The organism is Rudanella lutea DSM 19387, assembly GCF_000383955.1.
Taxonomy (GTDB): Bacteria; Bacteroidota; Bacteroidia; order Cytophagales; family Spirosomataceae; genus Rudanella; species Rudanella lutea.
The window spans coordinates 3,422,881-3,448,158 of record NZ_KB913013.1 but is presented as its reverse complement, the minus strand read 5'-3'; the positions used below and the strand labels follow the sequence as shown (position 1 = coordinate 3,448,158).

Sequence of the window (25,278 nt, the reverse complement as noted above, 5' to 3'; positions counted from 1 at the left end):
CGACTATCCATTACCAATGAATCAGCTTACCCTACCGCTATCGAATGTTCAGACTGAGCTACTGCGGCTGTACGCGACCGATCTGTCCGAATCAGACTTGTTGGATCTGAAGCAATTACTGGCAAACTTCTATGCGGAGCGTTCCATCAAACGCGCCAATCAGATTTGGGACGAACGCGGCCTGACAAACGATGACATGCTTCAATGGCTGGAGAAAGACTAACATTGGTTGTGGACACCAATGTATTGCTTGTTTCCATATCTGACCGTTCAGTATTTCACTGGCTTTACAGAGGTATTCTAAGCGGCCATTTTGATTTGGCCGTAACCACTGAAATTCTGGATGAATACGCTGAAATAATCGGCAAAAAATGGCATCCTGACGTTGCCAGTGATGTTTGTCGTACGCTTTTGGAGCTACCTAATGTTCAGAGAATCGAGCCTTCGTTTCGAATGAATTTAATTCCAGAAGACCCTGACGATAACAAATTTGTAGACTGTGCTTTTGCGGCAAATGCACACTATTTAGTCTCGAATGACAAGCACTATGATGTTCTTAAGCAGCGTGAATTTCCACAGATAAACGTGTTAACCATCCAGCAGTTAGCCCAGCTTCTCTCAGTCTGACTTAACTCTCGTCTGAAATCACATAATAAAAATGCCCCGCCGGGAAATCGACGGGGCATTTTTGTTGATTGGGTATTGCTACGGATTAAATACATCCCAGTTCACTTCGGCAACGGGGCGCTCCAGACGCTCCAGCACTTTCATACCGGCCACGGGCAACACAATCTCACCCAGCTTGTTGTACCGGCGCATATCGACCCACCGATGTCCTTCGTAAAACAGCGAATACTGACGCTCTTTCAGAACAGCGTTGATAAGGGCGTCGCGCGTGGTGGCACCGGCGTAGGCAGGCAGGCCCGCTGCCGTCCGTACAATGTTCAGGTGGCGGGTAGCTTCGGCCGCGTTACCTTGCTGAGCCGCAATTTCGGCTGCAATCAGGATCAGCTCCTCGTTCCGAATAATAGGCACAGCATCGTTGGCACTGGCATACATGTTTGTCAGGTAGGGCGTGCCATACGTAACCCCAGAGGTATACGTGAGCGGAGTGGCTAACTTACGTACCTTGCTTAGCCGCTTGTCATTGGCCTCGGCCGCATCAAACACCTGCTGAACGCCCACAATCTGGCTCGATGCCGTGTTCAGCAACGGATTGGCCCGGTCGGGGGGCGTGGCATTGAACGTATGCCGCGGCCCGGCGTTCAGGTCGCCGGTAGCATTGTAAAACGTTTGGGGGAGCAAGGTAGCTGCCTTTGCCCAATCGGCCTGGTAAATGGCAACCCGCAACGCAATGGCCCGGTTGAACCGCTTAAAAGCCGCCGGAGTATCGAAACCCGCGTACCCGGAGGGCAACGTGTACGGGAACGTAGCCCCCGCCTGATCGAGCTGGGCAGCACCCTCGTCCAGAATTTTCGCAATACCCGTCAGCGACTCGGCATAGCTGGCAGGCTTGCTCGGCTTAAAGGGGTCTTCCACATTCAGGCGAACGCCGTTGGAGCCCTGCGCATTGAGCATGTACAGGTAGGCCAATCCCTTAAACGTGTTGGCAAGCCCCCGGTAGCCGTTTTTCTCACGGTCGGTTACCGAGTTAGTGTTATTAACAGCCGCCAGCGTAATGTTTGCCTGACGTACGGGCAGGCCAAACGCCGTAGTTGCCCCATTGTAAAAAGCCGAGTTATCGATAGGCCGCAACCCGTTCAGTTCCGTCATCCAGCGCGACTCGGTACCGTTGAAGTTAAACAGCTCTTTGCCCAGCGTACCCAGTACCCAGAGGTAGGTCTGGATACCATCGCGGGCAATTGAAACTTGCCCGATCGAGAGCCCATCAAGCTGGGCTTTGGTAGCGTTGTTGGTAACAGCCCCTACACTAGGGTAATTCGGGTCAATCACCTCTTCGGTCTGCAACGGGTTACAGGCCGTAAAACCACCTACCAGCAGCGTGGTAAGCAGAATTTGTGTATGTTTTTTCATAATGAATCTCTTTGAATGTCTCGGTTTGACAAAGGCCTTAAAAATCAACAGCAATGTGGAACATCATCCGGCGCACCGCGGGCGACGAACCCAGGTCGACCCCGCCACCCAGCGCGAGCGAACCAAAGTTTGAGTTTTCAGGGTCGTAGCCAGCCGTGTAGTTGGTCCAGCGGAGTAAATGATTCCCGGAAACCCCAAACCGAACATTACTTACCGCATTGCCAAACACACTCTTGAGCGTTGCCGAGGGCACACGATAGTACAGAGCAACCTCACGCAGTTTCAGGAAGCTGTACACGTCGGGGTTATAGCCGGGCTTCGGGTCGCCATTGTCGCCGAGGCCATTCACGTTCTGACGATACATGCCGTTGGGCGTTTTGCCGTCATTACCAATGTCGTCGGTTTCGTTCCAGTCGTACGTATTGCCGCCTTCATCCCAGAGCACGCGCGACAGCGACACCACCGTAAACCGGTGCCGATAGTTGAGCAGGGCCGAGAATTCGAAGTGTTTGAGGAACGTGATCCGGTTCATCAATGACAGTTCGTACTTCGGCTGCTGATCGCCATACACCGTCCATGAGCGTGGGTCGTTCGGGTCGGTGCGGGGCTGACCCACAATCTGCGTGGGCGAGAAGCCCTCTTTTACCCGCCATTGGCCAAACGTAGCGCCAAAGCCACCCGTCAAACGCTCGGGAATAGCCAGTCGGGTAATTTTTGAGCGGTTGTACCAGAAAATAGGCTGTACAAACCAGCTGAAATTTGAGCTACGCACCACATCGGCACCAAGTGTCAGTTCAAGCCCTCGGTTGGTCAGATCGGCTGCGTTGATTTGTGTCGAGGTTACCCCGGTAGTTGGGGCAGTGGTCAGGGGCTGAATCAGGTCAAATACCTTCTTGTTATACAGGGTCAGCTCACCCGTTACGCGGCCGTTGAACAGACCGAAATCCAGACCGTACTCCAGCTCAGTAGCCCGCTCCGGCTTGATGCTCGAGTTCCCCAGGATTGTCGAGGGCACTAGGCCCCCCAGACCGCCCACACCGCTTACGGTAAGCTGCGAATAGGTGGTACCAAACGTAGGCAAACCGGCCGTAGCCCCGTAGGCCACCCGGAACTTCATCTGGCTCACGGCGCTACCAGCCCAGTCGCCAAAGCGAGCGGCATTGACGGCGAGCGAAGCCCGTGGAAAGGCATAAAACTTGTCGAAGTCGGCATTGAGCGTCGATTTATCGAAACGAATACCTACCGAACCAATCACTTTATCTTCGAAGTTGGCATCTTGCTGGGCAAACAAACCAACGTCGGTATTACGTTGATAATCAACAAATCCGTCGATCACTTTACCCCGCGACGGGTTCGATACGCCTGCCGGCAGACCCGTACCGCGTACGAAGTTGGACCGCAGGTATTTCGTTAGCCGAACAGCGCCCGCCGAGCTTGTCAGGTTCAGGCGGCCGTCCATCAGCGATTGCGTGTAAATGGCCGACAGCTGCACATTGGAGTTGAACACTTCGGTACGGGTATCCTGCGCGAAACCGGGGTTAGCCTCGGCCCGCTGCGATTGCAGATCCGACGGCAGCCAGATCAGGGCGTACCCGTTTTGATAATCCAGACCACCATTGATCCGGAACGTCAGTGATGACCGCTCGTTGTTGATCGCCCGGGCGTTTACCGTGAAGCCCTGAAGCACCCGGTTGTTTTTCTGGTTGTTGATGGCCCGGTCGCGCACAGCCAGTGGGTTCTCACCCACGCCCGACCCGTTGTCGGGATAGCGGCCGTTGGCATCGGGGTAGAGGTTAATGTAGGGTTTGGTATAAGGCAGCGAGTACCCGTAGTTGATATAGGAGTTGTCGTTACCGGTCCAGCCCCGATCGTTGTCGCTCACGATGTAGTTGGAGTTTACCCCAAAATCGAGCCAACTCGACAGTTTATGGTCAATATTAGCCCGGATTGAGTAGCGCTTGAAACCGGTATTTTTAATGATTCCTTTTTCATTCTGCATACTTCCGTTCACATAGAACTTCGTGCGCTCGTTACCGCCCGTGATGCCCAGCCGCGTATTGGTGATTTGCCCGGTACCGCCAAACACAACCCGCTCCCAATCGGTATAGGTACCATTGGCCTTGGCCGCGCGCAGGAGCGGAATCTCCGATTTATCGAAATAGTTGGTCAGTTTGTCTTCCGTCCAGTCGGCACCACCGTAAAAACTCATGGCTTTACTGATGCCCACGTCCTGCCCGAACGAAACCGTCGTTTTGCCGCCTTTGCCCCGCTTGGTGGTGATAATCACTACCCCGGCATTGGCGCGGGTACCGTAGATAGCTGCCGCCGACGAGCCTTTCAGTACCTCCACCGTCTCGATATCGTCGGGGTTCAGGTCGGCCAGGCGGTTGGCGTTGTTATCCTGCGTACTCGCGGCCGAACCGGCGGCCGCTTTATTGGCCGCCGAACGTCCGTTGGAATATTGCCCGTTGTCGATATACACCCCATCGACAATAAACAGGGGCTGCGAAGCCGAGGCACCCAGTGTAGACACGCCCCGGAATTGTAGGTTGAAACCACCTCCCGGCACCGACGAGTTGGCAACGATGTTGGCCCCTGCAATTTTACCCTGAAAGGCACCGTCGGTGGTTGTTGGCGTTGTGGTTCCGGTCAGGGCCTTGCTATCGAGCAGGGTTACGGCATTGGCCAGATTCGAGCGTTTTACGTTGGTAGCCAGACCCGACACCACCACCTCTTCCAGATTGGCGACATCCTCAACCAAACTTACATCCAGAGACGTTTGCCCGTTGCCCAAGTCCTGCTCTTTCGATAAAAAGCCGATGCTTGAAATCTGAACCCGACCCGTAGCGGGTACGTCGGATAAGGTGTAGCGCCCCTGCGCATCGGTGGTAGCTCCGCGATTTGTACCCCGGATCACGATGTTAGCCCCCGGTATTGGCTGACCATTGGCGTCTCGGACTACGCCCGATAAGGTCCGAGACTGCGCCCAGGCCGTAGCCATCGTTATTCCCGACAGCAGAATTAGACTCAATAGATGTTTCCTCATAATTGTAATTCACAATATTTTAGGTAAAGAATTGGGCGTAATGTACAAATATTATTTTCTCTTTTAGTATATTATCCCTACAAACACCTTTTTGAGGGTCATCTTCGAATATAATTTTTGGTATTTTTTCCTGTCAACTACTTATAAATGAGCATAAAAAAAGAGAACCTACAGACAGGTTCTCTTTTGTACAATTTGGTAAGCGGTATCCTGTACTAGCGTAAGTCAACTACTTCAACGCCGGGGTACTTAGCCTTATCAAATACAAAATAGGCATCAGTAATGCCCACATTGGGCGTGAACTTACTGATTGAATAGGTAGTTCGCTTGCCAGCCTTATCGGTAATTTGCCAGCTCCGAATCGACTTATCGGCCTTATCAACGCTGATTTGTACCTTCGAAACCTGCGTATTTTTCTTCTCGGGCGTCAATTCAACAACTTCAACCGGTTTTCCGGCCAGTTTCTGGTCACCCACAAAACGGTAGTTGAAGCCTTTCTTATAAATCGAATAAATCCGGCTCGGGTTGAAATCGTTATTGGCACTACCATCGTAGTCCTGCACGTTCACCTCGTTTGACTCTTTGATGTACGTCGACATGGTTTTGCCATCGTTGAACACCTCTTGCCCGCCAAGCTTGAGACGAAATTTCTGGTCTTTCACCGTCAGGTCGCCTTTGAGGGGAGCTGCTCCGTCGCTGGTGAAGGAAAAAGTGGCCTGATACGTTTTGTACGTTTTGTATTTTTTACTCATCGCATCCAGGATGTCTCCGGCACGCTTATCTTTCTGGGCTAAGGCTGGCAACGTCAGCATAACAGCCACCAACGCCATGAGTGCTTTTCTCATTCTTATCGTTTCGGATTAATAAAATTGCCCGCAAAATTGGCAATCTGTTTTCAGTTAGACAGACTTACCCTCCAAAAAGTTTAACGCACCGTATAATTCTGTCTGGAGCATGCCTGGTTGTTGGTCATCGGTGGTTGGCTTCATCACCGTGCCACATTCAGTCTCAAAGCCGGAAGCTCGTGTTTAAGCTCAGTATAAGTTTTCGTAGAATACAGATCCAACCATACGACCGCAAAACGGCCGGATTACAGCCATCGGCAAACTTCCTAAATCCCCCTACAATGCCCGAACAGGCTGGTCTCCGGCACACCCCTGAACATGCCATTTCCGTATCTAATACGGAAATCGGCGACAGGATACCAAAGCCTCAGGGCTTACGCACGGGTTAATTTTGCCCTCATTAAGGCCATATCCCCATTTTATCGCTTTTCTACTTGTCAACCGCAAACACTCAACCGGGTATTTATAACTGTAATGACATTCTTACTTTTTGTCTCAAAAAAAAGAAGCTCTACTTGCAAACTGAGGGCCTTTTCTCTTACATTCGTCCGATTTACGCGCTGACATCCCAGCCGCAGTTGACTAAGTTATTCCGCTACTATGGCTAAAATCATCATCATTGATGACGAGAAGAGCATCCGTGCAGCCTTGCGCGATATTCTTGAATACGAAGGGTACGATGTAGAAGAAGCCAAAGACGGCGAAGAAGGCCTGGACATGATTCTGAGGTCGAATTATGACGTAGCGCTCTGCGATATTAAGATGCCCAAGATTGACGGTCTGGAGCTGCTCCTGAAAGTAGGTGAAGCCGGCAAAGGAACGCAATTTGTCATGGTATCGGCCTTTGGCAACGTCGAAAATGCCGTAGAAGCCACCAAACGGGGCGCCTTCGATTTCATTACCAAACCACCCGATCTGAACCGGCTGCTCGTTACGGTGCGCAACGCCCTCGAACGGTCGAAGATGGCGCAGGAAACCAAAACCCTCCGCAAACGTATCTACAAACTAAACGAGATTGTTGGTGACTCGCCCCCGATCCGGAAGGTTAAAGAGACCATCAACCGCGTGGCCGCTACCGAAGCGCGTGTGCTTGTAACGGGGCCCAACGGCTCCGGTAAAGAGATGGTGGCCAAGCAAATTCATGAGAAAGGCAACCGCGCCAATATGCCGCTCGTGGAGGTAAACTGTGCCGCTATTCCAAGCGAACTCATTGAAAGCGAATTGTTTGGCCATGAAAAAGGAGCCTTCACCGGCGCTATGGCCAAGCGCGTTGGTAAATTTGAGCAGGCCGACGGCGGTACGCTATTCCTCGACGAAATTGGCGACATGAGTCTGTCAGCTCAGGCCAAAGTACTGCGGGCTCTGCAGGAAAATAAAATTACCCGCGTGGGTGGCGACAAAGAAATCCGGGTCAACGTTCGGGTGATTGCCGCTACGAACAAAGACCTCCGTCGGGAAATTGCCGAAGGAAACTTCCGGGAAGACTTGTTCCACCGCCTGAGCGTTATCGTGATTCATGTGCCTGCCCTGGCTGAGCGCAAAGAAGACATTGGTTTGCTGGCCGATAAATTCTTGCAGGACATTGCCTCCGAATACGGTGCTCCCGTTAAAGAACTTAGCCCCGACGCCCTCCGGCAGCTGGAATCTCTCCCCTGGACGGGTAACGTGCGCGAGCTACGCAACGTGATTGAGCGTCTGGTGATCATGTGCGGAGACACCATCACCGGCGAAGATGTAGCGTTGTACGCATAAGAAGGGGAATGGATAAAGGAGGAAAGGGAGAAGGGGGCTGTCGCGGTCTTCCTTCTCCCTTTCCTCCTTTATCCATTCTCCTTACTTTTATACCATCAAATTACACCCCCGCACGTCGGAATTATCAAAACGGCCCATGACCCGGAACGTACCCGGCTCTGGGCCGTTTTGGCCTAAATCCTGCGTTTCGATAAAACTACAGGAGTCCAGATTAGCCAGATCAATGACATTGATACCGCCCGTACGGGTATAATCAGCCGGAAAAATCGTAAACGGGTCGTTGATATCACGTAACCGAATTTGCATGGTAGCCCCCGGCCTGAATACCCCCTCGCCCGTAGAATAACCCTGCGACAATAGCTCGGTCATGCCGTACTCCGAATGAATACGGGGCGTTTGGAGCCGGTCAGTCAGGATTTCATGTACCTCTTCCCGGAGCATTTCGCGCCGACGGCCTTTCATGCCGCCGGTTTCCATGATTAATACACGCTTACTTTCACCAATAAATGCTAAGTTCGTTGCCGACTCCACCCAGTCGAGCAGAGCAAAGGTGACGCCCATCAGAAGAATGGTGCGGGAAGAGGTATCGAGCAGATGCCTGATCCGGCGGGTTAGCCCGTCGGTGTCATGCAGATAAAAACCCGATTCAGCCGACCCGGTTTGCTCGATAAACTGTCGAACCATATACACCAGCGACGAGTTATTTCGTTCAAGGTAAGACGGTAACAGCGCCAGAATATGGACGTTGGTCAGCGGGCCGTACGTAGCTTCGAAGATCTGCCGACTTACCTGATCGTACAACGGCTCATCGAAGAGGTAATGGTGGCTTGTGGTTGCTCCGGTGGTTCCGCTGCTGGCAAAGCACACGGCCGACTCAAGGACCGCCGGACTAAGCCACTCCGCCGATACAATGGCGTGGTGTTTGAAAAAACCGATGGGCATAAACGGCACCTGAGCCAGTTGCTGAACCTCATCGACCTCGACCCGGAGGGCGTTCAGAAACGCCCGGTACGTTGGATTGAGGGCTGCCTGATACCGAAACACGTCGAGCGCCAGAGACTCAAACGACTCGGCATCGACGGTTAGAATACGCTGTCGGAGGTTCGCCCGAATGCGAGCCCACTCCGGCGAAAGACAGTAGAGTAAATTTTGCAAGCGAAAAACTACATTAGCTTCTGTTACGATTTTACAACACCATGCAACGGCAACTAATTCACGGCGCTATCCTGCTCTTCGGGCTCTCACTCATTCTGACCTCATGCTGGAACGAACCTGATTTCGACGAAACGCCCAAAATTGAATACTTTGGGCTGAGCCCGTTTCGCCGGTTGCCTGCCCGCCCCGTTGTGGGTGGTGGTGAGCGCGACTCGATCATTATCTCGGTGAAATTTACGGATGGCGATGGCGACCTGGGAGAGAATACCCCCCGCAACAAAGCTGATTCAGCCGTGGTAGCCGAACGCTACAAAGACGGTTGGGGCAACTACGAAATAAAGACCTTTCGGTTTGTAAATGGCCGATTTGAGGCCTTCGACCTCCCTGAAAACCGGTTTTTGCTTTTTCCGCGTCTGACGCGTGAGGGGCAGCGGGGCGCTATCGAAGGGACCCTCGATTTGCGGCAGGTGTTCTTCTACACCCGCAACGCCCAGATACTACCCGTGAAGTTTCAGATTCGGATTCGCGACCGGGCCCTGCGCGTAAGCAACACCATCGAAACCGACACCATCCGGGTACCTATTTTGGCCCGATGAGGGGAAGGAAAAAGAGAAAGAAAAAGGGAGAAAGGTAACTCGTACGGCAGGCCTTCGCCCTTTTTCTCCTTTTTCCTCTTTTCATGTTTCCTTATTCAGTACAATTCTGAACGTAGTGCCTTTGCCGACTTCGGAGCTTTTGACAAAAAGGCGGCCATTGTGGTATTCTTCCACAATACGCTTGGCCAACGTCAGCCCCAGCCCCCACCCCCGCTTTTTGGTGCTGTAGCCAGGGGCAAACACCTTCTGAAGATTCGCTTTTGAAATGCCCTTACCCGTGTCGCTGATGTCGATCGCGACTTCGTCGTTATGGAGCGGAATCATTCGGAGCCGCAGCTCGCCCACTCCCGCCATGGCATCCACCGCATTTTTGCAGATGTTTTCGATTACCCACTCAAACAGCAAGCGGTTGATACGCACCACCTGTGTAGGCGGCAAATTACTCTCAACGGTCATTTTTACCTTGGTCGATATTCGGCGGGCCAGATAATCGGTGAAGTGCGTCACCACCTCGTTCAGGTTTTCCTCTTTCAGCGTCGGAATGGAGCCAATGCTCGAGAACCGAGCCGTAATCGTGTTCAAACGCTGCACATCTTTCTCAATCTCGTCTGTCACCGACTCCTCGTAGTGCTCGGGATCAGAGCGCATGTACTCCACCCAGGCCATCAATGACGACAGGGGCGTGCCCAGTTGGTGAGCCGTTTCTTTGGCCAGCCCAACCCAAACCCGATTTTGCTCAGCCCGGCGCGACGAACTGAACGACAGATACGCCAACAGACCCAGTGCCGTCAGAATGGCAATCAGAGCATACGGAAAATAGCGGAGTTGCCGGATCAGGGTTGAGTTATTGTAATATACCAAACCAAAGTCGCCGTCCCGCAGATCCACCCGAATGGGCGAATGATTCGTACGCATCTCAAGGATTTGCTGCCGCAAAAACTGTTTCGTCTCATCAGGGGAGAGGTCTTGCGGAATGTCAATGTTCAATTTATAGGCTGGCTCATTCTGCTCGTTAACGTAGATAGCCGGTATCGTTTTGTTGGCCACCAAAACTTCCTGCACAATAAAGTTTACGTCGGTATTGACATCGGCGGTTTGTACGTAGCCAAGTGCCCGGGCGTACAGCTGCACATACTGCTCTTCCCGATCTTCCAGCTTATTGATAATCCGGTTGATGAAAATCAAAGCCCCCGACCCCACCAGCAGTAGGTTAAGCGCCACAATGATCTTCAGTATATTATTCTGGCTGTAAATATCGAATGACTTCAGCATGGATCTTTTAAAAACACTTCAACAGGCAATAGTAACGACTGGGCCGGGCATTTTAGCACCTTTACCCGAAAATCAAGGATTTGGTGCAACCTTGTGCGTACGTTTGAAAACGCTATTCTGATAAAGCACATTAGATTCTGGTAAAAAACGAACGTGGGTCACAGATCAATTGTTCTGTCTGGAAATAGGATATTAGCCAGAATCTGGCAGCTTGTTTAAATAGATTCTAAATAACAAGCATAGAGTCCCGACGTGTTTATCGTCCCATAATCATGGTGTAATTTTGTGTGGTGAAGTGATTCTGAGGTATGTTCGATAATTTTAAATCAATTAGCCTGTCCCACAAAACCGCTCCTTTGTCGGTACGCGAGCTAATTGCACTCAACGAAGAAGAGGCCAAGCGGCTTATGTTCCGCCTGCGCGACTTTTTTGGTCTAACGGAGCTTCTGGTGGTTTCGACCTGCAACCGAACAGAGGTGTATTATACCTTTGGGCAGGACCTGAACCGTGAAATTGCCCAACTGGTCCTGATTGAGAAAGGACTGACCGATACCGAGGCTTACCTGCCTTATTTCCAGTTTTTTGACGATCATCTGACGGCCGTTCGCCACCTTTTCGAGGTTTGCGTTGGCTTGCATTCGCAGGTAGTGGGCGACATGCAGATCCCGAATCAGGTAAAGCAAGCCTATCAATGGTCGGCTGATATGGATATGGCCGGGCCATTTCTGCACCGGCTCATGCACACGGTCTTCTTCACCAACAAGCGGGTTGCGCAGGAGACCTCGTTCCGCGACGGAGCCGCGTCGGTTTCGTATGCCGCCGTCGACCTGATCGACGAGCTGGTGGGGCATCAGGCCCAACCCCGCATTCTGGTGGTTGGTCTGGGCGAGATTGGTACCGACGTTTGTAAGAACCTCGCCGACCGCGACCTTAAGAACATCACCCTCTGCAACCGTACCCGCTCGAAGGCCGAAGCCCTGGCTACACAGTACGGTTTTCAGCTGGCCGATTTTGATCAGCTCACCGCCGAACTCGAACGGGCCGATGTGATCATTTCATCGGTGCAGCGCGACGAGCCTCTGTTTACTCCCGAGCTGCTGAAAGGTATTTCGGTACTGACCTACAAATATTTTATTGACCTCTCGGTGCCACGCAGCGTAGATGCTGGTATTGAGCAGATTCCGGGTGTACTACTGTACAACATCGACCATATTCGGAACCGGGCCGACGAAGCCCTGAACCGCCGGGTGGCTTCTATTCCGCAGGTCGAAGCCATTGTGGCGCAGGCTGTGGTTGAGTTTGGCGACTGGTCGAAGGAGATGATGGTATCGCCCACGATTAACAAGCTGAAAAATGCTCTGGAGCAGATTCGGCGCGAAGAAGTAGGTCGGTATCTAAAAAACATGACCCCCGAAGAGTCGGACAAAGTAGACAAGATTACGCGGGGCATTATGCAGAAAATCATTAAACTGCCGGTGTTGCAGCTTAAAGCCGCCTGCAAACGGGGCGAAGCCGAAACGCTCATCGATGTGCTCAACGATTTGTTTAATCTGGAGCAGCAACCCGCCGACGCCCCCCGCAATTAATAGTAGACAAACGTTGTTTGTTATACAGAACCCGATCCGTTACCGGTTCGGGTTTTTTATTAACCACCTATTTTATGCTCTACCGTCCATTCGCCCGCTTTCTTGTGGTTGCCCTGCTGGTTGTCGGCTTACTCACGCTTTGGGAGTTTTTGAGGCCATTACCTCTTTTTGCCCGATTCGCCCGAGGAAACCAGAACCTCAGTGGCGTAGTACTGAAAGAGGTTACAGCGCTGGGGAAGCTGGAACTGGTTCGTTACACATTTAAAGACATTGTGGAACACAGCCAACCCCGTACCATGCTTCCCAACGCCCGCGCCGTACTAATTGTACAGGGCGAAGCTACCGGCTGCCTTGACCTCACCCGTCTGACAGCCGCCGACATAGAAACCGGCGACACCGTAGTGGTGCATTTGCCGCAACCTGAACTGTGCAACTGGAAAATCAACCACGATCAGTCGAAGGTGTACGATACCGAGTACGGGTTTCTGGATGAGTCGGCTCTGGTAGATGGAGCCTACCAAAAGGCAGAAGCCCAAATTCGGCAGGCGGCCCTAAAAAGTGGCTTACTTGCGCAAACCCGCCAGAATGCCGACAAAATTCTCCGGCCGATGCTCGAAAAAGTAGCGGGTAAGCCCGTTGTTCTACGATATACAGATACGCTCACTCGGTAAATTTTCGTTGGTGATTCAAACCGCATGCCCGGCTTTTCTGTACATTACTCATTGAACCGTCCAAGCCATGAAAAAGATATCAACTGTCACCAATGGTAGCCTGCTGATTGCCGAGCCCTTTCTGGGCGACTCCAACTTCGAGCGGAGCGTGGTACTGGTATGCGAGCATAGCGATGAAGGTACGTTTGGTCTGGTGTTGAATCAGACAACCAACCTGAACCTGAGCGACGTAATCGACGATGTGTACGCCGAATACCCCCTTTTTCTGGGCGGACCGGTTCAGCAAAACACCTTACATTACCTGCACCGCCGACCCGACCTTATCGACGGTTCTATTCGGGTTGGCGAAGGCCTGTTCTGGAGTGGTGATTTTGAGCAGGTGAAACAGGCCATCAACATTGGTACCCTGCCCGAAACCGATATTCGCTTCTTTGTGGGGTATTCGGGCTGGGGCGAAGGGCAACTGGAGGGCGAGTTGGCCGAGAAAGCCTGGATCATTGCCCGCAGCGAAGCCACCTTCCTTTTCGACACCCCCGCCGACCAGTTTTGGCGCGGAATCCTGAAAAGCATGGGGGGCGAGTTCAAAGCAATGGCCAACTACCCGGTTGATCCGCGTTTGAATTAACTTTTTTTAACCAATTTTGCGCCTATCAACTCGTTACTGAAAGGTCAATGACTTTTCAACTCCGTTTTCATGCGCATTTTTCGACTCCTCATTCTTTTCTTTCTGACTTGCCCTTTCCTGGCAGTAGCCCAGGAATCTAACATTTCGGGCCATTTCGGTATCAAAGCCGGTCCTTCTGTAACGACTCTGCGGGTTTCGGGCATTACCCCCAACAGCCCCCGCCGGAAATTCGACTACCACCTGGGCGGCATGTACCGGCTGCGGCTCAATCAGTTTGTGATTCAGCCCGAAGTGCTGATCAGCCTGAAAGGAGGCACGTTTGTGACCGAGCGGGTAGGCGGCCGCCAAACCACCCGTAATAACTTCAATTACCTGAGCGTGCCGGTAATGTTCGGCTATATTCCGACCGAGGGCATCACCCTGCAACTCGGGCCTGAGTTTAGCTATGCCTTTGATACGCCCAACGGCCCCGGCCGTAAGCAGGACATTGGTCTTGCCGTAGGTGCCCACTACGATTTTCTGGATATGCTCGACAAGTTCAGCCTTCAGCTCCGGTACATCTACGGCCTGAAAAACGTAGCGCCCCCCTCCGACCCGGCTCTCAACGTCGACTATCGCAACCGCGTGTTGCAACTGTCGATTGTGTACAACTTCTACAAGAAGAAATAACCTCGTTCCCGCTTATGCTCTCCGATTTTGGCGTCATCTTCCTGTTCATTGTGGCCGCGTTTGCGTTCATCGGCGGGGTGTTGTTTTTGGCCAGTTTTCTGCGGCCCGATCGTCCAAACCCGGAGAAGTTAAGCACCTACGAATCGGGTGAAGAACCCATTGGCAACGCCAGTGTTCAGTTCAACGCCCGTTTCTACGTGGTTGCCCTCATTTTTGTCCTGTTTGATGTCGAGCTGGTTTTTCTGTTTCCGTGGGCCACGGTATTTGGTCAGCGTAGCCTTATTGCCCAAACCGATGGCCTGTGGGGCTGGTTTGCCCTGACCGAAGCGTTTTTGTTTGTAGGGCTACTGGCTCTCGGACTGGCCTATGCCTGGGCCAAGGGCTACCTGGACTGGGTAAAACCCCAACCCCAACTGCCAACCACCGACTCCAAAGTACCGCCCTCTTTGTATGGGCAGGTCAATGAGAAGTATAGTAGCCGTCCAAAACCATGATTCGGCTGGTCAGCTCGTTTCTGGTTTCGGTCTTGCTATCGTCGTTCGCTGTAGCGCAACGGCCCGCTCCACTTACGTATCAGGCTATTGTGTACCTGACCGATGGAGGCCGGGTTCGCGGTACGCCCGACGAGGTAATCAATGGATCGCTCACGTTTGTCCTTTCTGACCCGCTTTATTTCCGAGGAACACGCCTGAATTCATACATCGTACCGCTCGAACAGGTTCAGCGGGTGGTCATTCGGCGGATCGACAAACGCCGGTCTATCCGGGCGGGTGCCCTTATCGGAACAGCCCTGGGGGGGTATCTGGCTTACCAGAGCAGCCGAAAAAGCGCGTTTCGCTCGCCGGTTATGGCGGGGTTTTCCATTGCGCTATCGGCCGCCACACTCGGGGCATCGGGGGCCTTTCTGGGCTCAGTGCTGGGCGGGGCTACCCGGCAGCAGATTCGCCCACCCGACACCGACGACCGGGTGTTGAGCCTGGAGCGCCAGTTGCGCCCCTTCACGCGGGCATATGCCGAAGACCCACCGTTTCGTGAGCAATAATTCTCCCGGCCCAAACAGAACGTTTTGCCTTTCGGCTGGCGTTATTTTTTAAAACAACGAGCTCATGACTTCCTCTGCGCCAAACCAGAAAACAGCCGACCCCGGCGTTATGCTGATGCACTCCGAAGACCTCCTCAACTGGTCGCGGGCATCGTCGTTATGGCCGTTGACGTTTGGCCTGGCCTGCTGCGCTATCGAGATGATGCAATCGATGGCGTCGAGTTATGATCTGGAACGTTTTGGGATTTTTCCCCGGCCTTCGCCCCGGCAGGCTGACATTATGATTATTTCGGGGACGGTGACCTACAAAATGGCCGACCGGATTCGGCGGCTGTACGAGCAGATGGCCGAGCCCCGGTATGTAATTTCGATGGGATCGTGCAGCAATTGCGGAGGCCCCTACTGGCAACACGGCTATCATGTGGTCAAAGGAGTGGACAAAATTATTCCGGTTGATGTGTACGTGCCGGGCTGCCCCCCGCGCCCCGAAGCCCTGATTGATGGTTTTCTGAAACTACAGGAAAAGATAAAAAGCGAGAAGCCACTCACGAGCGGACAGCCGGACCCGAAACCTGTTTCGGCGCTCTCTCAGCGCGATGAGGAGCCATCGCCCGGCAATCTGTCTCCCCTGCCCGACGCACCCGAACCCACGGCCAGCTAATTTGACTGTACCTTACCCGTTCGCCCCCATGACGTTTGCCCAACTTGTCGATTTGATCCAGGCCCGTTTTCCGGTTACGGTCAACAGCACGAATGCGCAACCCTACCTGAGCGTTGAACCCGATCAGCTGGTTGGGTTGTGTACGTTTCTGCGCGACGACGAGAACCTGTTTTTCGATCAATTGGCCTGTCTGACCGCCATTGACAACGGCCCGCAGGCCGACACGATGGAGGTTTTTTACAACTTCACGTCGATTCCGTACGAGCACACGCTCATGGTACGGGTACAATTGCCGCGTCATACCGCAACAGGCCAATTACCCGAACTACCTACCCTGAGCCACCTTTGGCGCACCGCCGACTGGCACGAGCGCGAGGCCTTCGATTTGATAGGTATCCGGTTTACAAACCATCCCGATCTGCGCCGGATTCTGCTGCCCACCGATTGGGAGGGCCATCCGCTCCGCACCGATTATGTCGAGCCGGATTTTTATCACGGAATCGCGAATAAATAAGTTTACCTCTATAACTAAATAGGCTGACCGATGCATCGGTCAGCCTATTTAGTTATTTACGCGAGTCATGGACGATATGCATTACAAATATCTGTACCATAAATAGTTGCTGACGCACGGGCCTTCGACAGGCTCAGGCTGACCTGCGACTCTTAAGCTCGTAGTCAGCTTGAGCCTGTCGAAAGCCCACGCGTCAGCTATCTTCCTTAACTCTCGTTCGTTTAGCCCCAATTACTTCCCTTTACTCTCCTGTTGCTTTAGAGCCGCCCGTTGATCGTCGCGCAGGGTTGGGTACTGAATACCCAGTTGTTCCAGGTAGGTCTTGTACTTCGACGGGTCGTAGTAAAACGGCTTCAGCTTCGGCTTAAACTCAGCCATGATTTTCTGATTCAGGTACGTCGCCGGGAACTCCTTAGGGGAAATCAGGGGCGTATATTTCTGCTCTTTTGTTTGCTCATCTTTGTAGTAAGCCCAGGCATTTTTGATAATCTCAGGCTTGAGCAGCAAATCGATCAAAGTCATAGCCTCTACTTTGGCCCCCGCCACAATTCCCTTGTGCGCAATGGGCGTTGCCATTGAAATAGCATTGCTCCAATGGTGCCCCGGCAGGTCGGGAATGTTGCTCGGGTAGCGGAGCACCACCGTCGGCAACGACCAGGAAATATCGGCGATATCGTCGGAACCCGCGTTTGAGTTGAGCGTAGCGCCCCCCATCATACGGGTCGGAGGAGCCAACTCGGCGGGCAGGCCGATGGTATCGAGCTTGGTAGCCAGTCCTTTTATGTTGAGCGCCTGCAACTCCATCTGACTCGCTTTGGCCAGTAACTGATCTTCCTCCGACCAACTCGGCAATCCTACCTGCCGAATATTTCCGTACATCGCTTCGGCAATGGGCCGGTTGAAATGCCCCGGCCAGGCCGACCCCAGAATTTCGTAGGTAAACTTGGTGTCGGTCATTAACGCAGCTCCCTCGGCCATTTTGATGCCCGTTTCGAAGAGCTTCTTAATTTTAGGGTAGCTTCGCTCCCGGAAGTAATACCAGACAGCCGCCTTAGAGGGCACTACGTTTGGCTGATCGCCCCCGTCGGCAATAACATAGTGAGAACGTTGGCTCAGCTCCAGGTGCTCGCGCCGGAAGTTCCAGCCGATATTCATCAGTTCTACGGCATCGAGCGCACTTTTGCCTCGCCACGGCGCCCCGGCCGCGTGAGCCGCCGACCCTTCAAACGTAAACTTGACCGACACCAGCCCATTGTTACCCGCATCGCCCCACGACACGTTCAGGTTGTTGCCCACATGGGTGAAGATACAGGCATCCACGTTCTTGAAGTAGCCGTCGCGCACGTAAAACGCCTTAGCCCCCACCAATTCTTCGGCTACGCCCGGCCAAATCATGAGCGTACCCGGAATCTTGTCGCGCTCCATGAGTTGCTTTACGGCCAGCGCAGCTACAATATTGAGGGCCTGCCCTGAGTTATGCCCTTCACCGTGGCCCGGTGCACCTTCTATAATCGGATCTTTGTAAGCTACGCCCGGTTTCTGACTTGCCTTCGGGATACAATCAACATCGGAGCCGATGGCAATCACAGGTTTACCGCTGCCCCAGGTGGCAATCCAGGCAGTAGGCATACCCGAAACCCCTTTCTGAACGGTGAATCCTTCTTTTTCCAGAAGCCCGGTCAGGTAGGTAAAGGTTTCTTCTTCCTGAAAACCCAATTCCGAAAAACTAAACAGTTGATCGTTGATTTGCTGCGCCTGTACTTTCCGGGCTTCAACAGCCGCAACGGCCTCTAACTTGAGCTTTTCAATAGGATCTTTTGAAGAAAGAGCCTTCTTTTTTTGCCCGAGTGATAAGACAGGCACTAATAGCATCATGCCCAACAATGGCCAATATAACTTTTGCATTGATTCCGAATTTTATAGGTTACACACCCCTTTTAACAATCTATTATCCGAGTAAAAATAGGTTCAGCAATATAAAAACAAAGCTTTCGTCCAGCTTATAGCTCTGGCTACCTTCACAAATAGAATGGCTCCAAAAAGTTTATTAATAATTTGTCTAAATAAATATTGAATACCGAACCCACCGACATACCTTTGCACTGTTTATAACAATTCTAAATAATGAAGTCTATATATACATTTACCTTCCTCTTTGTATTGTTCTTTTGGTCAAGCATCTCTCCGGTATCGTCACAAGTGCCTGGTGCTATTCGGGGTGTTGTAACCAGCAGCGATGGCAAACCGGTCGCGTTTGTCAATGTAGAGCTGAAAGAGACACGGAAAGGCGCGACTACGGCTGAAGACGGCTCCTTTCTGCTCAGAAACATTGCCCCCGGCACCTACACACTCCGCACCACCTATGTGGGCCTTCAACCGCAGGAAGTTACAATCACCGTAAAGGCCGGTCAGGCTACACCGGTTACACTTGCCTTAACCGAAAACACGGCCCAACTGCGCGAAGTGGTTGTGACGGGGTACAACAAAACGGTTTCGGTTGGGAAAGCTGGCATTACCCCGCTCGACATGCCGCAGATGAGCGGAATTGTGAACCGGGTGGTGCTTGAGAACCAGCAGATCTCGCGGCTGGGCGATGCCATCAAAAACGTGAGCGGAGTGTCGCTCACACAACAGCGGGGCGGGGTAGCCGAAACCTTCTCGGCGCGCGGGTACAGCATCGGTATTGCCGGAGCCGCCGGTAGCATCTTCAAAAACGGCACCATTACCAACTCCGCGGGTTTCCCGGAAGCCAGCACCCTCGAATCGGTGGAGGTGCTCAAGGGGAGCGCGGCCCTGCTCTACGGCAATGTTTCGGGAGGCCTGATTATCAACATGGTCACCAAGAAGCCGAAGTTCACGTCTGGGGGCGAGGTGTCGATGCGGTACGGTAGCTATAATCTCTACAAACCTATTGTCGATGTGTACGGCCCCATCAGCAGGAACCTGGCGTATCGTATAGTGGGTACGTACGAGAAATCTGACAGCTACCGGGATGTGGTAAAAACCAATCGACTGTACGTAAACCCTTCACTTTTGTACAAGCTCGGTCAGAAAACAACGATACTCGTACAGGGCGACTACCTCAAATCAAACCTGACGCCCGACAATGGTGTGGGGGCTCTCAACGCCAATCAGGACGCCGTTATTCCGACCAATATTCCGCGGTCGCGGTTTATCAACACCCGCTGGGCGTACAACAACCTGGAGCAAACGAGCGGCTCGGTCAATGTAGACCACAGCTTCAGCGACCGCCTGAAACTGAACCTCATCACATCGGCCCAAAGCACGCTGGTAAGTGCCTACGGGGCAGGAGTGCCCAACAACAACGTACTGGCAAACGGTGACTGGAACCGCCAGTTGAGCCGCACCAAAACCGAAGAATATAATTATACGGGCCAACTGAATCTGAACGGGCGGTTCAGTACGGGTGGCATTGGACATCAGGTACTGGTTGGAACCGACTGGATCCAGATCAGCAGCGTAAGCAACTCGTTTACCATCACCAGCAACGGCGTGGGCGTAACTACCTACGACAAAATCAACATCCTCGACCCGGCCAAGTACGAAGCCCGAACCGATATTCCTATGGCTACTGCCATCAGCCAAACCACGGCCCCCTCGCTCCGGTTCGGCGCATACGTACAGGATCTGATTAGCCTTAGCACGAAGTTTAAGGTACTGGCGGGTTTACGTTGGTCGTATCAGAAAACGGGGCAAACCTCTATTCTGAACCTCCGTAACCAAACCACTACGCCCGGTGCGGCTGCCGCGCGCTATGACCGGGCATTCTCACCCAAAGTGGCCGTACTGTATCAGCCTACAACCAGCAATACGGTATTTGCCAGCTACGCCAACAACTTCCTCATCAATAGCGGGATTGATGTGTACGGACAGGCCCTGGCGCCGTCCATTGTCGATCAGTTTGAAGCGGGGGTAAAAAATGAGCTGTTCAACGGGCGGATTACAGCCAACCTGGGCGTGTACAGGATCATCAACAGCAACTTTGCCCAGATAGCCCCGTTCAAGCTCGACGGCACACCCAATACCGATACCAACGTGCGCGAACTGACTGGCCAAACCACGAGCGACGGTCTGGAGGTCGACTTTACAGGCAACCTCTCCAAAAATTTCTTCTTCATCACAGGCTACGGCTACAACTACATGCGCTACACCCGCAGTGCCAATGTGAAGGGCGCTCCGGTGCTGGGCGAGCGGCTCACCAACAACCCCGCCCATACGGCCAACGCTACGGTATTTTACACCCTCGACCGCACCGCGCTGCGGGGACTCAAACTCGGCGCGTCGGCTTTTTACACGGGTGCCCGTTTCGGCGGCAACAACAATACGGTTGGGCAAACACCCGAATTCAGCCGGCTGATTCCGCTGAGCGGCTTTACCACCTTCGACCTGACGGCCGGGTACACCTACCAGCACGTATCGCTGCTGGTGAAGGTCTCGAACCTAACCAATACGCTGAACTACCTCATTCACGACCGGTACAGCATTATGCCTATTCCGCCCCGGCAGTTGCTCACCACACTGACCTACAAATTTTAACAACACTCCCTTAACCCGTTTGCAGCAGGCTCCAACTTCGGTCAGGGGCCTGTTGTCATTTAGTGCCGACTTTAGCCGGGGGTTGGCGGGTCTGCCTTTGATTCACTACTTTTGCACCGCACAGGCAACCCCTGCCTGACGATTTTTTGCTTCGTTCCCAATTCTTTATAAACAATTCGCATGGAAAAAATTAAGGTGGCGAATCCGGTTGTCGAACTGGATGGCGACGAAATGACCCGCATCATCTGGAAGTTCATTAAGGACAAGCTGATTCTGCCTTACATTGACGTTGATATTAAGTACTACGACCTTGGTATCGAATACCGCGATGAAACGAACGATCAGGTAACGATCGATGCGGCCAACGCGATCAAGGAATACGGCGTAGGTATCAAGTGTGCGACCATCACCCCCGACGAAGCCCGCGTAAAAGAATTCGGTCTGAAGCAGATGTGGAAGTCGCCCAACGGAACGATCCGCAACATTCTGGACGGTACCGTATTCCGCGAGCCTATCGTCATGAACAACGTACCCCGTCTGGTAACCAACTGGACCGCCCCAATCATCGTTGGTCGTCACGCCTTTGGTGATCAGTACCGCGCTACCGATTTTCTGGTACCAGGCGCTGGTAAGCTGACCATGAAGTTTGAAGGCGAAGACGGCACCGTGCAGGAATATGAAGTGTTCAACTTCAAGGGTGCTGGTGTTGCTATGGGTATGTACAACGTCGACGAGTCGATTCGTGGCTTTGCTAAAGCCTGTTTCAACATGGGTCTGCAAAAAGGCTGGCCGGTGTACCTCTCAACGAAGAACACCATCCTGAAAAAATACGACGGCCGTTTCAAAGACATTTTCCAGGAGGTTTACGATGCCGAGTTTAAAGACAAAGGGGTTCAGTACGAGCACCGTCTGATCGACGACATGGTGGCCTCGGCCCTGAAGTGGGAAGGTAACTTTGTATGGGCTTGCAAGAACTACGACGGCGACGTACAGTCGGATACCGTAGCGCAGGGCTTTGGCTCACTCGGCCTGATGACGTCGGTACTGGTTACGCCCGATGGCAACACCATGGAAGCCGAAGCCGCTCACGGTACCGTAACCCGGCACTACCGCGAGTACCAGAAAGGCAACAAAACCTCAACCAACCCGATTGCCTCTATCTACGCCTGGACCCGCGGTCTGGCGTTCCGGGGCAAGTTGGACAACAACCAGCCCCTGATCGACTTCGCCGATGCGCTGGAGCAAGTGTGCGTAGAGGTTGTGGAAAGCGGCAAGATGACCAAAGACCTGGCCCTGTCGGCATTCCCGGCGGGTACGAAGCTGGTGGCTGGTGAGCACTACCTGTACACCGAAGACTTCCTCGAAGCTCTCGACGCAGCGTTGCAGGCCAAACTGTCGGCATAACCCACCCGGTTTTATCCGAAAAAAGGCAGCCCCGGTCCGGGGCTGCCTTTTTTATGGACAGACAAAATCGTTGGGCCTGCTAGCGCACAAACTGGAGCGCAATCGCCAGCACCTGATCTTTAGTCAGCGGCTCATCGAAAGCCTCTGTAACGCCCATAGCCGATACGCCCGAAATACCGGGTACATCCACTTCGCGCTCGCGGGTGGCCTGCTCACCGGCATATACTGCACCGGGGAAACCTTCCATACCCGAGATCCAGCCCTTCATGCCCCGCAGCACACGAACGCGAGCCGCATGGCGTGCCTCTACCGAGTGAATCCGCAGGGCCGTTTCGAGTACAGGGTCTTGACCGATGTTAGCGACCTGACCTTTGTAGGCGCGAACACCCGTATCTTCAAACGCCTGGGCCAACGCCGTAAACGTCTGATAGTTGGAGAATACCGTTGGGAAAGCCCCCTTGGCCGTAAAGTCAAAGTTAGGCTTCGGGTCGGCAGCCGCACCGAGGGCCGTACGCAACAGGGCTACGTGTGAAGCCTCATGCTTGCTGATCTGGGCGAAAATAGGCCGGTCCTGACCCGGAATCAGACCCGGTGTGTTCAGGCCAACCCGGTAAAATTCATCTTCCAGGTATTCGAGCACCAGAGCGAACTTGAGCACCTCGACCGTACGGTCGGGCATCGACTGCCCGTAGGCTTTGTTGATGGATGAAGCAACGGCCAACGGAGCAGCTACCAGAGCGGCTTTTTTACCGAAGCTAAACAACTGACGGCGTGAAACGTGCTTCACGCGATCGTAGATCTCAGGATCTACGTTTTCTAAAGCATTGAATAAGTTTTGCAGATTCATGTCTGTCCGGGATTACATGGTTGGGAGATTGTTGGCCGTAATAGTCTGTACGACAAATGGCTGCGCAGCGGCCAGAACGGTGCCTGGCATGTTGACTACGTCGAGGCCCGTATCGCTTGTTACCACATCATCACCGGCAAACGACGTCGTAAATGGGGCCAGCAATTCACGAATGATGGCCGCATGGCGCGCTTCTACCGAAACAATTTTACCGGCCGTCGACAGGTTCAGGGGGCTGCTCAGCAGCTTACCCGCCCCGTTGTAGGCCGACACCCCGAGGTCTTCAAACGTGCGGGCAGTGCTCAGTACGCTGGCCCGGTCATTAAAGTTGATGGCACCAAAATTGGCGGATAAAGCCGGAATAGCTGCTGCACCTAAAGCCGCCCGGAAAAAATCGCGGTGTGCTTTTTCGTGGTCCCGAATATCGGTCAGAATCATGCGCTCCATGTTGCTCATGCCCGAAAAGGGCGTAGCAATCACCTGCGCATAAAAAGCGTACTCCAACTGCTCCAGGGCATAGGCATAGTTGAGGATACCCACATCGCCCGACCCCAGATCGATTGATCCGTCGGCAGCAACCCGGGCGCCCGTTCCTTCGCCCAGTGTAGAGGGCTCCATCGCTGCATTCTCGCATGCGGCCAGAATAGTGGTTGCTGTAGCCGCCGAGAAGCCCGCATAGCGTAAAAACCGACGACGGCTATCCGAATCCACCGTCTTGGACCGGATAAGTAGATTGGTTTTGTTTTCCATAAACGAAAAGATGATAAGTAAGGCCAACTGTGTATCAGCTGGCTGCCCATACCAACGGAATAGTTTCGCCCATGGATTTTTTTAACTTACGAAAAAGCCCATTTCGTGACCTTTCCTGATTGAACGGCCCAAAACCGAATACCTAAAACAAAAAAAGGAGACTAATGCCTCCTTTTTTCATATTCCAATAACACGAAGTACAATTACTCACAGCATAAAGTCTGTAACCGTATTACTACTTAGCCCCCAGAACGCTTATATCAAAACGAAGCGGGCTGTACGGAAGAATAACGAATTGGCCACTCGCATTGCGGGAGCCCTGCGTTCCGTATCCGAGCGAAGACGGGAAGATAATCGTCGCTTTTTCGCCAACCCGCATTTGAAGTACGCCTTCTGTAAAGCCAGCAATAAACTGATCACGGCCGACCACAAACGAGAATGAACCATCCGTTACTTTGTCAAAAGGCGTCAGTGAGCGCAGGCCCAGCCCCGAGTAGTTGAGCGTAACCGACTGCCCGGCCGTAATTGAAGCCCCCGTTGGGTTGGTTACGGTTTTGATAATGCGCAGTCCCGTGGGCGTTTGCACAGCCGTGGGAGGAGCCGTTAGCGACAGCGAACTGGTTAGCGCCGTAGAGCTCAGGTAGTTCGTAATCTGTTGATCTTCGGTGAGAGAGCTAACCAACTTCACATCCAGCCGAATAGGGGTATTACCTGCCACCGGGGGTGAGGTTTGCCCCTGACTTCCGTAGGCCAGGTGCGATGGAATGAGCAACCGGGCCGTTTCACCCACGCGCATGTACGAAAGGCCTTCCTGCAAGCCCGGCAACAATACGTTCAACCCAAACGTAAACGAAGGCAGTTGGCTCGCTTTGGAGCTATCGAGAGCCTGATCCGCCAGGTTATAGAGCACGTACGAAAACGTCACCTCTTCGCCAACTGATGGTAGTTTCGAAGTCGGCGTTGGGTTCAGAATAACATAATGAAGACCCGATGCCGACATGCTGTAGCTGGTCGCATTAGACTGCTTGGTAATGTACTGACGGATGCTGGCGTCATTGTCGGCTGCCACCTGATTGGAATCCACAAAATCGTTGGACATACAGGAAATCAGGCCGATCGAGCACAGCAACGCAACCAGCGGAAATACAAAAAAACGATTCATTGATTAAACGTTATGATTTAGCAGACAGACCCCAACAAAGGCCCTCTGCAACTAAATACGTATTCAGGACCCGTTTTAATGCAAAAGGGT

At 52.9% G+C, this 25,278-nt stretch carries 23 protein-coding genes; 14 read left to right on the top strand and 9 right to left on the bottom strand.

The window, feature by feature from the left end; translation table 11 throughout:
- Nucleotides 1-16 precede the first annotated feature (16 nt).
- Nucleotides 17-223 (top strand): hypothetical protein, encoded by a 207-nt coding sequence (locus tag RUDLU_RS0114170; RefSeq protein WP_019989050.1) that lies wholly within the window; start codon nt 17-19, stop codon nt 221-223.
- Nucleotides 205-627: a putative toxin-antitoxin system toxin component, PIN family gene (locus RUDLU_RS0114165; protein ID WP_019989049.1), complete on the top strand. Its 423-nt coding sequence runs from the start codon at nt 205-207 to the stop codon at nt 625-627. Before RUDLU_RS0114170 ends, RUDLU_RS0114165 begins: the two co-directional genes overlap by 19 nt.
- Before the next feature lie 78 nt (nt 628-705).
- On the opposite strand, the gene RUDLU_RS0114160 is transcribed toward RUDLU_RS0114165, so the two are convergent.
- The 3 genes from RUDLU_RS0114160 to lolA1 form a co-directional block, all read right to left on the bottom strand.
- Nucleotides 706-2,034, bottom strand: a complete 1,329-nt coding sequence (locus RUDLU_RS0114160; protein WP_019989048.1) for a RagB/SusD family nutrient uptake outer membrane protein — start codon at nt 2,032-2,034, stop codon at nt 706-708.
- A gap of 37 nt (nt 2,035-2,071) precedes the next feature.
- Entirely contained in the window at nt 2,072-5,080 is a 3,009-nt protein-coding gene (locus RUDLU_RS0114155; RefSeq protein ID WP_027303062.1) for a SusC/RagA family TonB-linked outer membrane protein, read from the bottom strand.
- A 215-nt stretch (nt 5,081-5,295) separates the two neighbouring features.
- The gene (gene lolA1 / locus RUDLU_RS0114150; protein WP_027303061.1) at nt 5,296-5,925 is read right to left on the bottom strand and encodes an outer membrane lipoprotein periplasmic chaperone LolA1; all 630 of its coding nucleotides are present in this window, start codon (nt 5,923-5,925) and stop codon (nt 5,296-5,298) included.
- A gap of 600 nt (nt 5,926-6,525) precedes the next feature.
- Here lolA1 and RUDLU_RS0114145 point away from each other — a divergent pair.
- Nucleotides 6,526-7,677, top strand: a complete 1,152-nt coding sequence (locus RUDLU_RS0114145) for a sigma-54-dependent transcriptional regulator (RefSeq protein WP_019989045.1) — start codon at nt 6,526-6,528, stop codon at nt 7,675-7,677.
- An 87-nt stretch (nt 7,678-7,764) separates the two neighbouring features.
- Here the strand turns inward: RUDLU_RS0114145 and RUDLU_RS0114140 are convergent, their stop codons facing one another.
- The gene (locus RUDLU_RS0114140) at nt 7,765-8,832 is read right to left on the bottom strand and encodes a hypothetical protein (RefSeq protein WP_019989044.1); all 1,068 of its coding nucleotides are present in this window, start codon (nt 8,830-8,832) and stop codon (nt 7,765-7,767) included.
- Nucleotides 8,833-8,873: 41 nt separating this feature from the next.
- On the opposite strand from RUDLU_RS0114140, the gene RUDLU_RS0114135 reads away from it, so the two are divergent.
- The gene (locus RUDLU_RS0114135) at nt 8,874-9,428 is read left to right on the top strand and encodes a hypothetical protein (RefSeq protein WP_019989043.1); all 555 of its coding nucleotides are present in this window, start codon (nt 8,874-8,876) and stop codon (nt 9,426-9,428) included.
- An 81-nt stretch (nt 9,429-9,509) separates the two neighbouring features.
- Here the strand turns inward: RUDLU_RS0114135 and RUDLU_RS0114130 are convergent, their stop codons facing one another.
- Nucleotides 9,510-10,700 (bottom strand): sensor histidine kinase, encoded by a 1,191-nt coding sequence (locus RUDLU_RS0114130; protein ID WP_019989042.1) that lies wholly within the window; start codon nt 10,698-10,700, stop codon nt 9,510-9,512.
- Nucleotides 10,701-11,008: 308 nt separating this feature from the next.
- Here RUDLU_RS0114130 and hemA point away from each other — a divergent pair, with 308 nt between their 5' ends.
- The 8 genes from hemA (at nt 11,009) to RUDLU_RS0114090 (ending at nt 16,468) form a co-directional block, all read left to right on the top strand.
- A complete protein-coding gene (hemA, locus tag RUDLU_RS0114125) occupies nt 11,009-12,286 on the top strand; it encodes a glutamyl-tRNA reductase (protein ID WP_027303060.1) in 1,278 nt (425 codons plus the stop codon).
- Between the two features lie 74 nt (nt 12,287-12,360).
- The gene (locus RUDLU_RS0114120) at nt 12,361-12,957 is read left to right on the top strand and encodes a DUF4230 domain-containing protein (protein ID WP_019989040.1); all 597 of its coding nucleotides are present in this window, start codon (nt 12,361-12,363) and stop codon (nt 12,955-12,957) included.
- Nucleotides 12,958-13,024: 67 nt separating this feature from the next.
- Nucleotides 13,025-13,582, top strand: a complete 558-nt coding sequence (locus tag RUDLU_RS0114115) for a YqgE/AlgH family protein (protein ID WP_019989039.1) — start codon at nt 13,025-13,027, stop codon at nt 13,580-13,582.
- Between the two features lie 69 nt (nt 13,583-13,651).
- Nucleotides 13,652-14,251, top strand: coding sequence for a porin family protein (locus RUDLU_RS0114110; RefSeq protein ID WP_019989038.1), 600 nt, complete (start codon nt 13,652-13,654; stop codon nt 14,249-14,251).
- Between the two features lie 14 nt (nt 14,252-14,265).
- The gene (locus RUDLU_RS0114105; RefSeq protein WP_019989037.1) at nt 14,266-14,745 is read left to right on the top strand and encodes an NADH-quinone oxidoreductase subunit A; all 480 of its coding nucleotides are present in this window, start codon (nt 14,266-14,268) and stop codon (nt 14,743-14,745) included.
- Nucleotides 14,742-15,293, top strand: coding sequence for a hypothetical protein (locus RUDLU_RS0114100; RefSeq protein WP_019989036.1), 552 nt, complete (start codon nt 14,742-14,744; stop codon nt 15,291-15,293). Before RUDLU_RS0114105 ends, RUDLU_RS0114100 begins: the two co-directional genes overlap by 4 nt.
- Before the next feature lie 64 nt (nt 15,294-15,357).
- Nucleotides 15,358-15,954, top strand: coding sequence for an NADH-quinone oxidoreductase subunit B (locus tag RUDLU_RS27465; RefSeq protein ID WP_083940580.1), 597 nt, complete (start codon nt 15,358-15,360; stop codon nt 15,952-15,954).
- A gap of 28 nt (nt 15,955-15,982) precedes the next feature.
- Nucleotides 15,983-16,468, top strand: a complete 486-nt coding sequence (locus RUDLU_RS0114090; RefSeq protein WP_019989034.1) for an NADH-quinone oxidoreductase subunit C — start codon at nt 15,983-15,985, stop codon at nt 16,466-16,468.
- Nucleotides 16,469-16,699: 231 nt separating this feature from the next.
- Here RUDLU_RS0114090 and RUDLU_RS0114085 read toward each other — a convergent pair whose 3' ends face one another.
- Nucleotides 16,700-18,373, bottom strand: a complete 1,674-nt coding sequence (locus tag RUDLU_RS0114085; protein WP_027303059.1) for a peptidase dimerization domain-containing protein — start codon at nt 18,371-18,373, stop codon at nt 16,700-16,702.
- A gap of 219 nt (nt 18,374-18,592) precedes the next feature.
- On the opposite strand from RUDLU_RS0114085, the gene RUDLU_RS0114080 reads away from it, so the two are divergent.
- Entirely contained in the window at nt 18,593-21,025 is a 2,433-nt protein-coding gene (locus RUDLU_RS0114080) for a TonB-dependent receptor (protein WP_019989032.1), read from the top strand.
- A gap of 180 nt (nt 21,026-21,205) precedes the next feature.
- Nucleotides 21,206-22,429 (top strand): NADP-dependent isocitrate dehydrogenase, encoded by a 1,224-nt coding sequence (locus tag RUDLU_RS0114075; RefSeq protein WP_019989031.1) that lies wholly within the window; start codon nt 21,206-21,208, stop codon nt 22,427-22,429.
- Between the two features lie 79 nt (nt 22,430-22,508).
- Here the strand turns inward: RUDLU_RS0114075 and RUDLU_RS0114070 are convergent, their stop codons facing one another.
- The 3 genes from RUDLU_RS0114070 to RUDLU_RS27460 form a co-directional block, all read right to left on the bottom strand.
- The gene (locus RUDLU_RS0114070) at nt 22,509-23,276 is read right to left on the bottom strand and encodes a ferritin-like domain-containing protein (RefSeq protein ID WP_019989030.1); all 768 of its coding nucleotides are present in this window, start codon (nt 23,274-23,276) and stop codon (nt 22,509-22,511) included.
- A 12-nt stretch (nt 23,277-23,288) separates the two neighbouring features.
- The gene (locus RUDLU_RS0114065; protein WP_019989029.1) at nt 23,289-24,026 is read right to left on the bottom strand and encodes a ferritin-like domain-containing protein; all 738 of its coding nucleotides are present in this window, start codon (nt 24,024-24,026) and stop codon (nt 23,289-23,291) included.
- A gap of 235 nt (nt 24,027-24,261) precedes the next feature.
- The gene (locus tag RUDLU_RS27460; RefSeq protein WP_019989028.1) at nt 24,262-25,188 is read right to left on the bottom strand and encodes an FKBP-type peptidyl-prolyl cis-trans isomerase; all 927 of its coding nucleotides are present in this window, start codon (nt 25,186-25,188) and stop codon (nt 24,262-24,264) included.
- Nucleotides 25,189-25,278: the final 90 nt, after the last annotated feature.

What these genes read in the sequence shown, in the direction of transcription:
- RUDLU_RS0114075 (WP_019989031.1), top strand. Translation starts at nt 21,206, where the DNA reads ATGGAAAAAATTAAGGTGGCGAATCCGGTTGTCGAACTGGATGGCGAC.
- RUDLU_RS27460 (WP_019989028.1), bottom strand. Translation starts at nt 25,188, where the DNA reads ATGAATCGTTTTTTTGTATTTCCGCTGGTTGCGTTGCTGTGCTCGATC.
- RUDLU_RS0114170 (WP_019989050.1), top strand. Translation starts at nt 17, where the DNA reads ATGAATCAGCTTACCCTACCGCTATCGAATGTTCAGACTGAGCTACTG.
- RUDLU_RS0114100 (WP_019989036.1), top strand. Translation starts at nt 14,742, where the DNA reads ATGATTCGGCTGGTCAGCTCGTTTCTGGTTTCGGTCTTGCTATCGTCG.
- RUDLU_RS0114070 (WP_019989030.1), bottom strand. Translation starts at nt 23,276, where the DNA reads ATGAATCTGCAAAACTTATTCAATGCTTTAGAAAACGTAGATCCTGAG.
- lolA1 (WP_027303061.1), bottom strand. Translation starts at nt 5,925, where the DNA reads ATGAGAAAAGCACTCATGGCGTTGGTGGCTGTTATGCTGACGTTGCCA.
- RUDLU_RS0114085 (WP_027303059.1), bottom strand. Translation starts at nt 18,373, where the DNA reads ATGCAAAAGTTATATTGGCCATTGTTGGGCATGATGCTATTAGTGCCT.
- RUDLU_RS0114065 (WP_019989029.1), bottom strand. Translation starts at nt 24,026, where the DNA reads ATGGAAAACAAAACCAATCTACTTATCCGGTCCAAGACGGTGGATTCG.
- RUDLU_RS0114155 (WP_027303062.1), bottom strand. Translation starts at nt 5,080, where the DNA reads ATGAGGAAACATCTATTGAGTCTAATTCTGCTGTCGGGAATAACGATG.
- RUDLU_RS0114160 (WP_019989048.1), bottom strand. Translation starts at nt 2,034, where the DNA reads ATGAAAAAACATACACAAATTCTGCTTACCACGCTGCTGGTAGGTGGT.
- RUDLU_RS0114165 (WP_019989049.1), top strand. Translation starts at nt 205, where the DNA reads ATGGCTGGAGAAAGACTAACATTGGTTGTGGACACCAATGTATTGCTT.
- RUDLU_RS27465 (WP_083940580.1), top strand. Translation starts at nt 15,358, where the DNA reads ATGACTTCCTCTGCGCCAAACCAGAAAACAGCCGACCCCGGCGTTATG.
- RUDLU_RS0114105 (WP_019989037.1), top strand. Translation starts at nt 14,266, where the DNA reads ATGCTCTCCGATTTTGGCGTCATCTTCCTGTTCATTGTGGCCGCGTTT.
- RUDLU_RS0114145 (WP_019989045.1), top strand. Translation starts at nt 6,526, where the DNA reads ATGGCTAAAATCATCATCATTGATGACGAGAAGAGCATCCGTGCAGCC.
- RUDLU_RS0114115 (WP_019989039.1), top strand. Translation starts at nt 13,025, where the DNA reads ATGAAAAAGATATCAACTGTCACCAATGGTAGCCTGCTGATTGCCGAG.
- RUDLU_RS0114110 (WP_019989038.1), top strand. Translation starts at nt 13,652, where the DNA reads ATGCGCATTTTTCGACTCCTCATTCTTTTCTTTCTGACTTGCCCTTTC.
- hemA (WP_027303060.1), top strand. Translation starts at nt 11,009, where the DNA reads ATGTTCGATAATTTTAAATCAATTAGCCTGTCCCACAAAACCGCTCCT.
- RUDLU_RS0114135 (WP_019989043.1), top strand. Translation starts at nt 8,874, where the DNA reads ATGCAACGGCAACTAATTCACGGCGCTATCCTGCTCTTCGGGCTCTCA.
- RUDLU_RS0114080 (WP_019989032.1), top strand. Translation starts at nt 18,593, where the DNA reads ATGAAGTCTATATATACATTTACCTTCCTCTTTGTATTGTTCTTTTGG.
- RUDLU_RS0114130 (WP_019989042.1), bottom strand. Translation starts at nt 10,700, where the DNA reads ATGCTGAAGTCATTCGATATTTACAGCCAGAATAATATACTGAAGATC.
- RUDLU_RS0114090 (WP_019989034.1), top strand. Translation starts at nt 15,983, where the DNA reads ATGACGTTTGCCCAACTTGTCGATTTGATCCAGGCCCGTTTTCCGGTT.
- RUDLU_RS0114120 (WP_019989040.1), top strand. Translation starts at nt 12,361, where the DNA reads ATGCTCTACCGTCCATTCGCCCGCTTTCTTGTGGTTGCCCTGCTGGTT.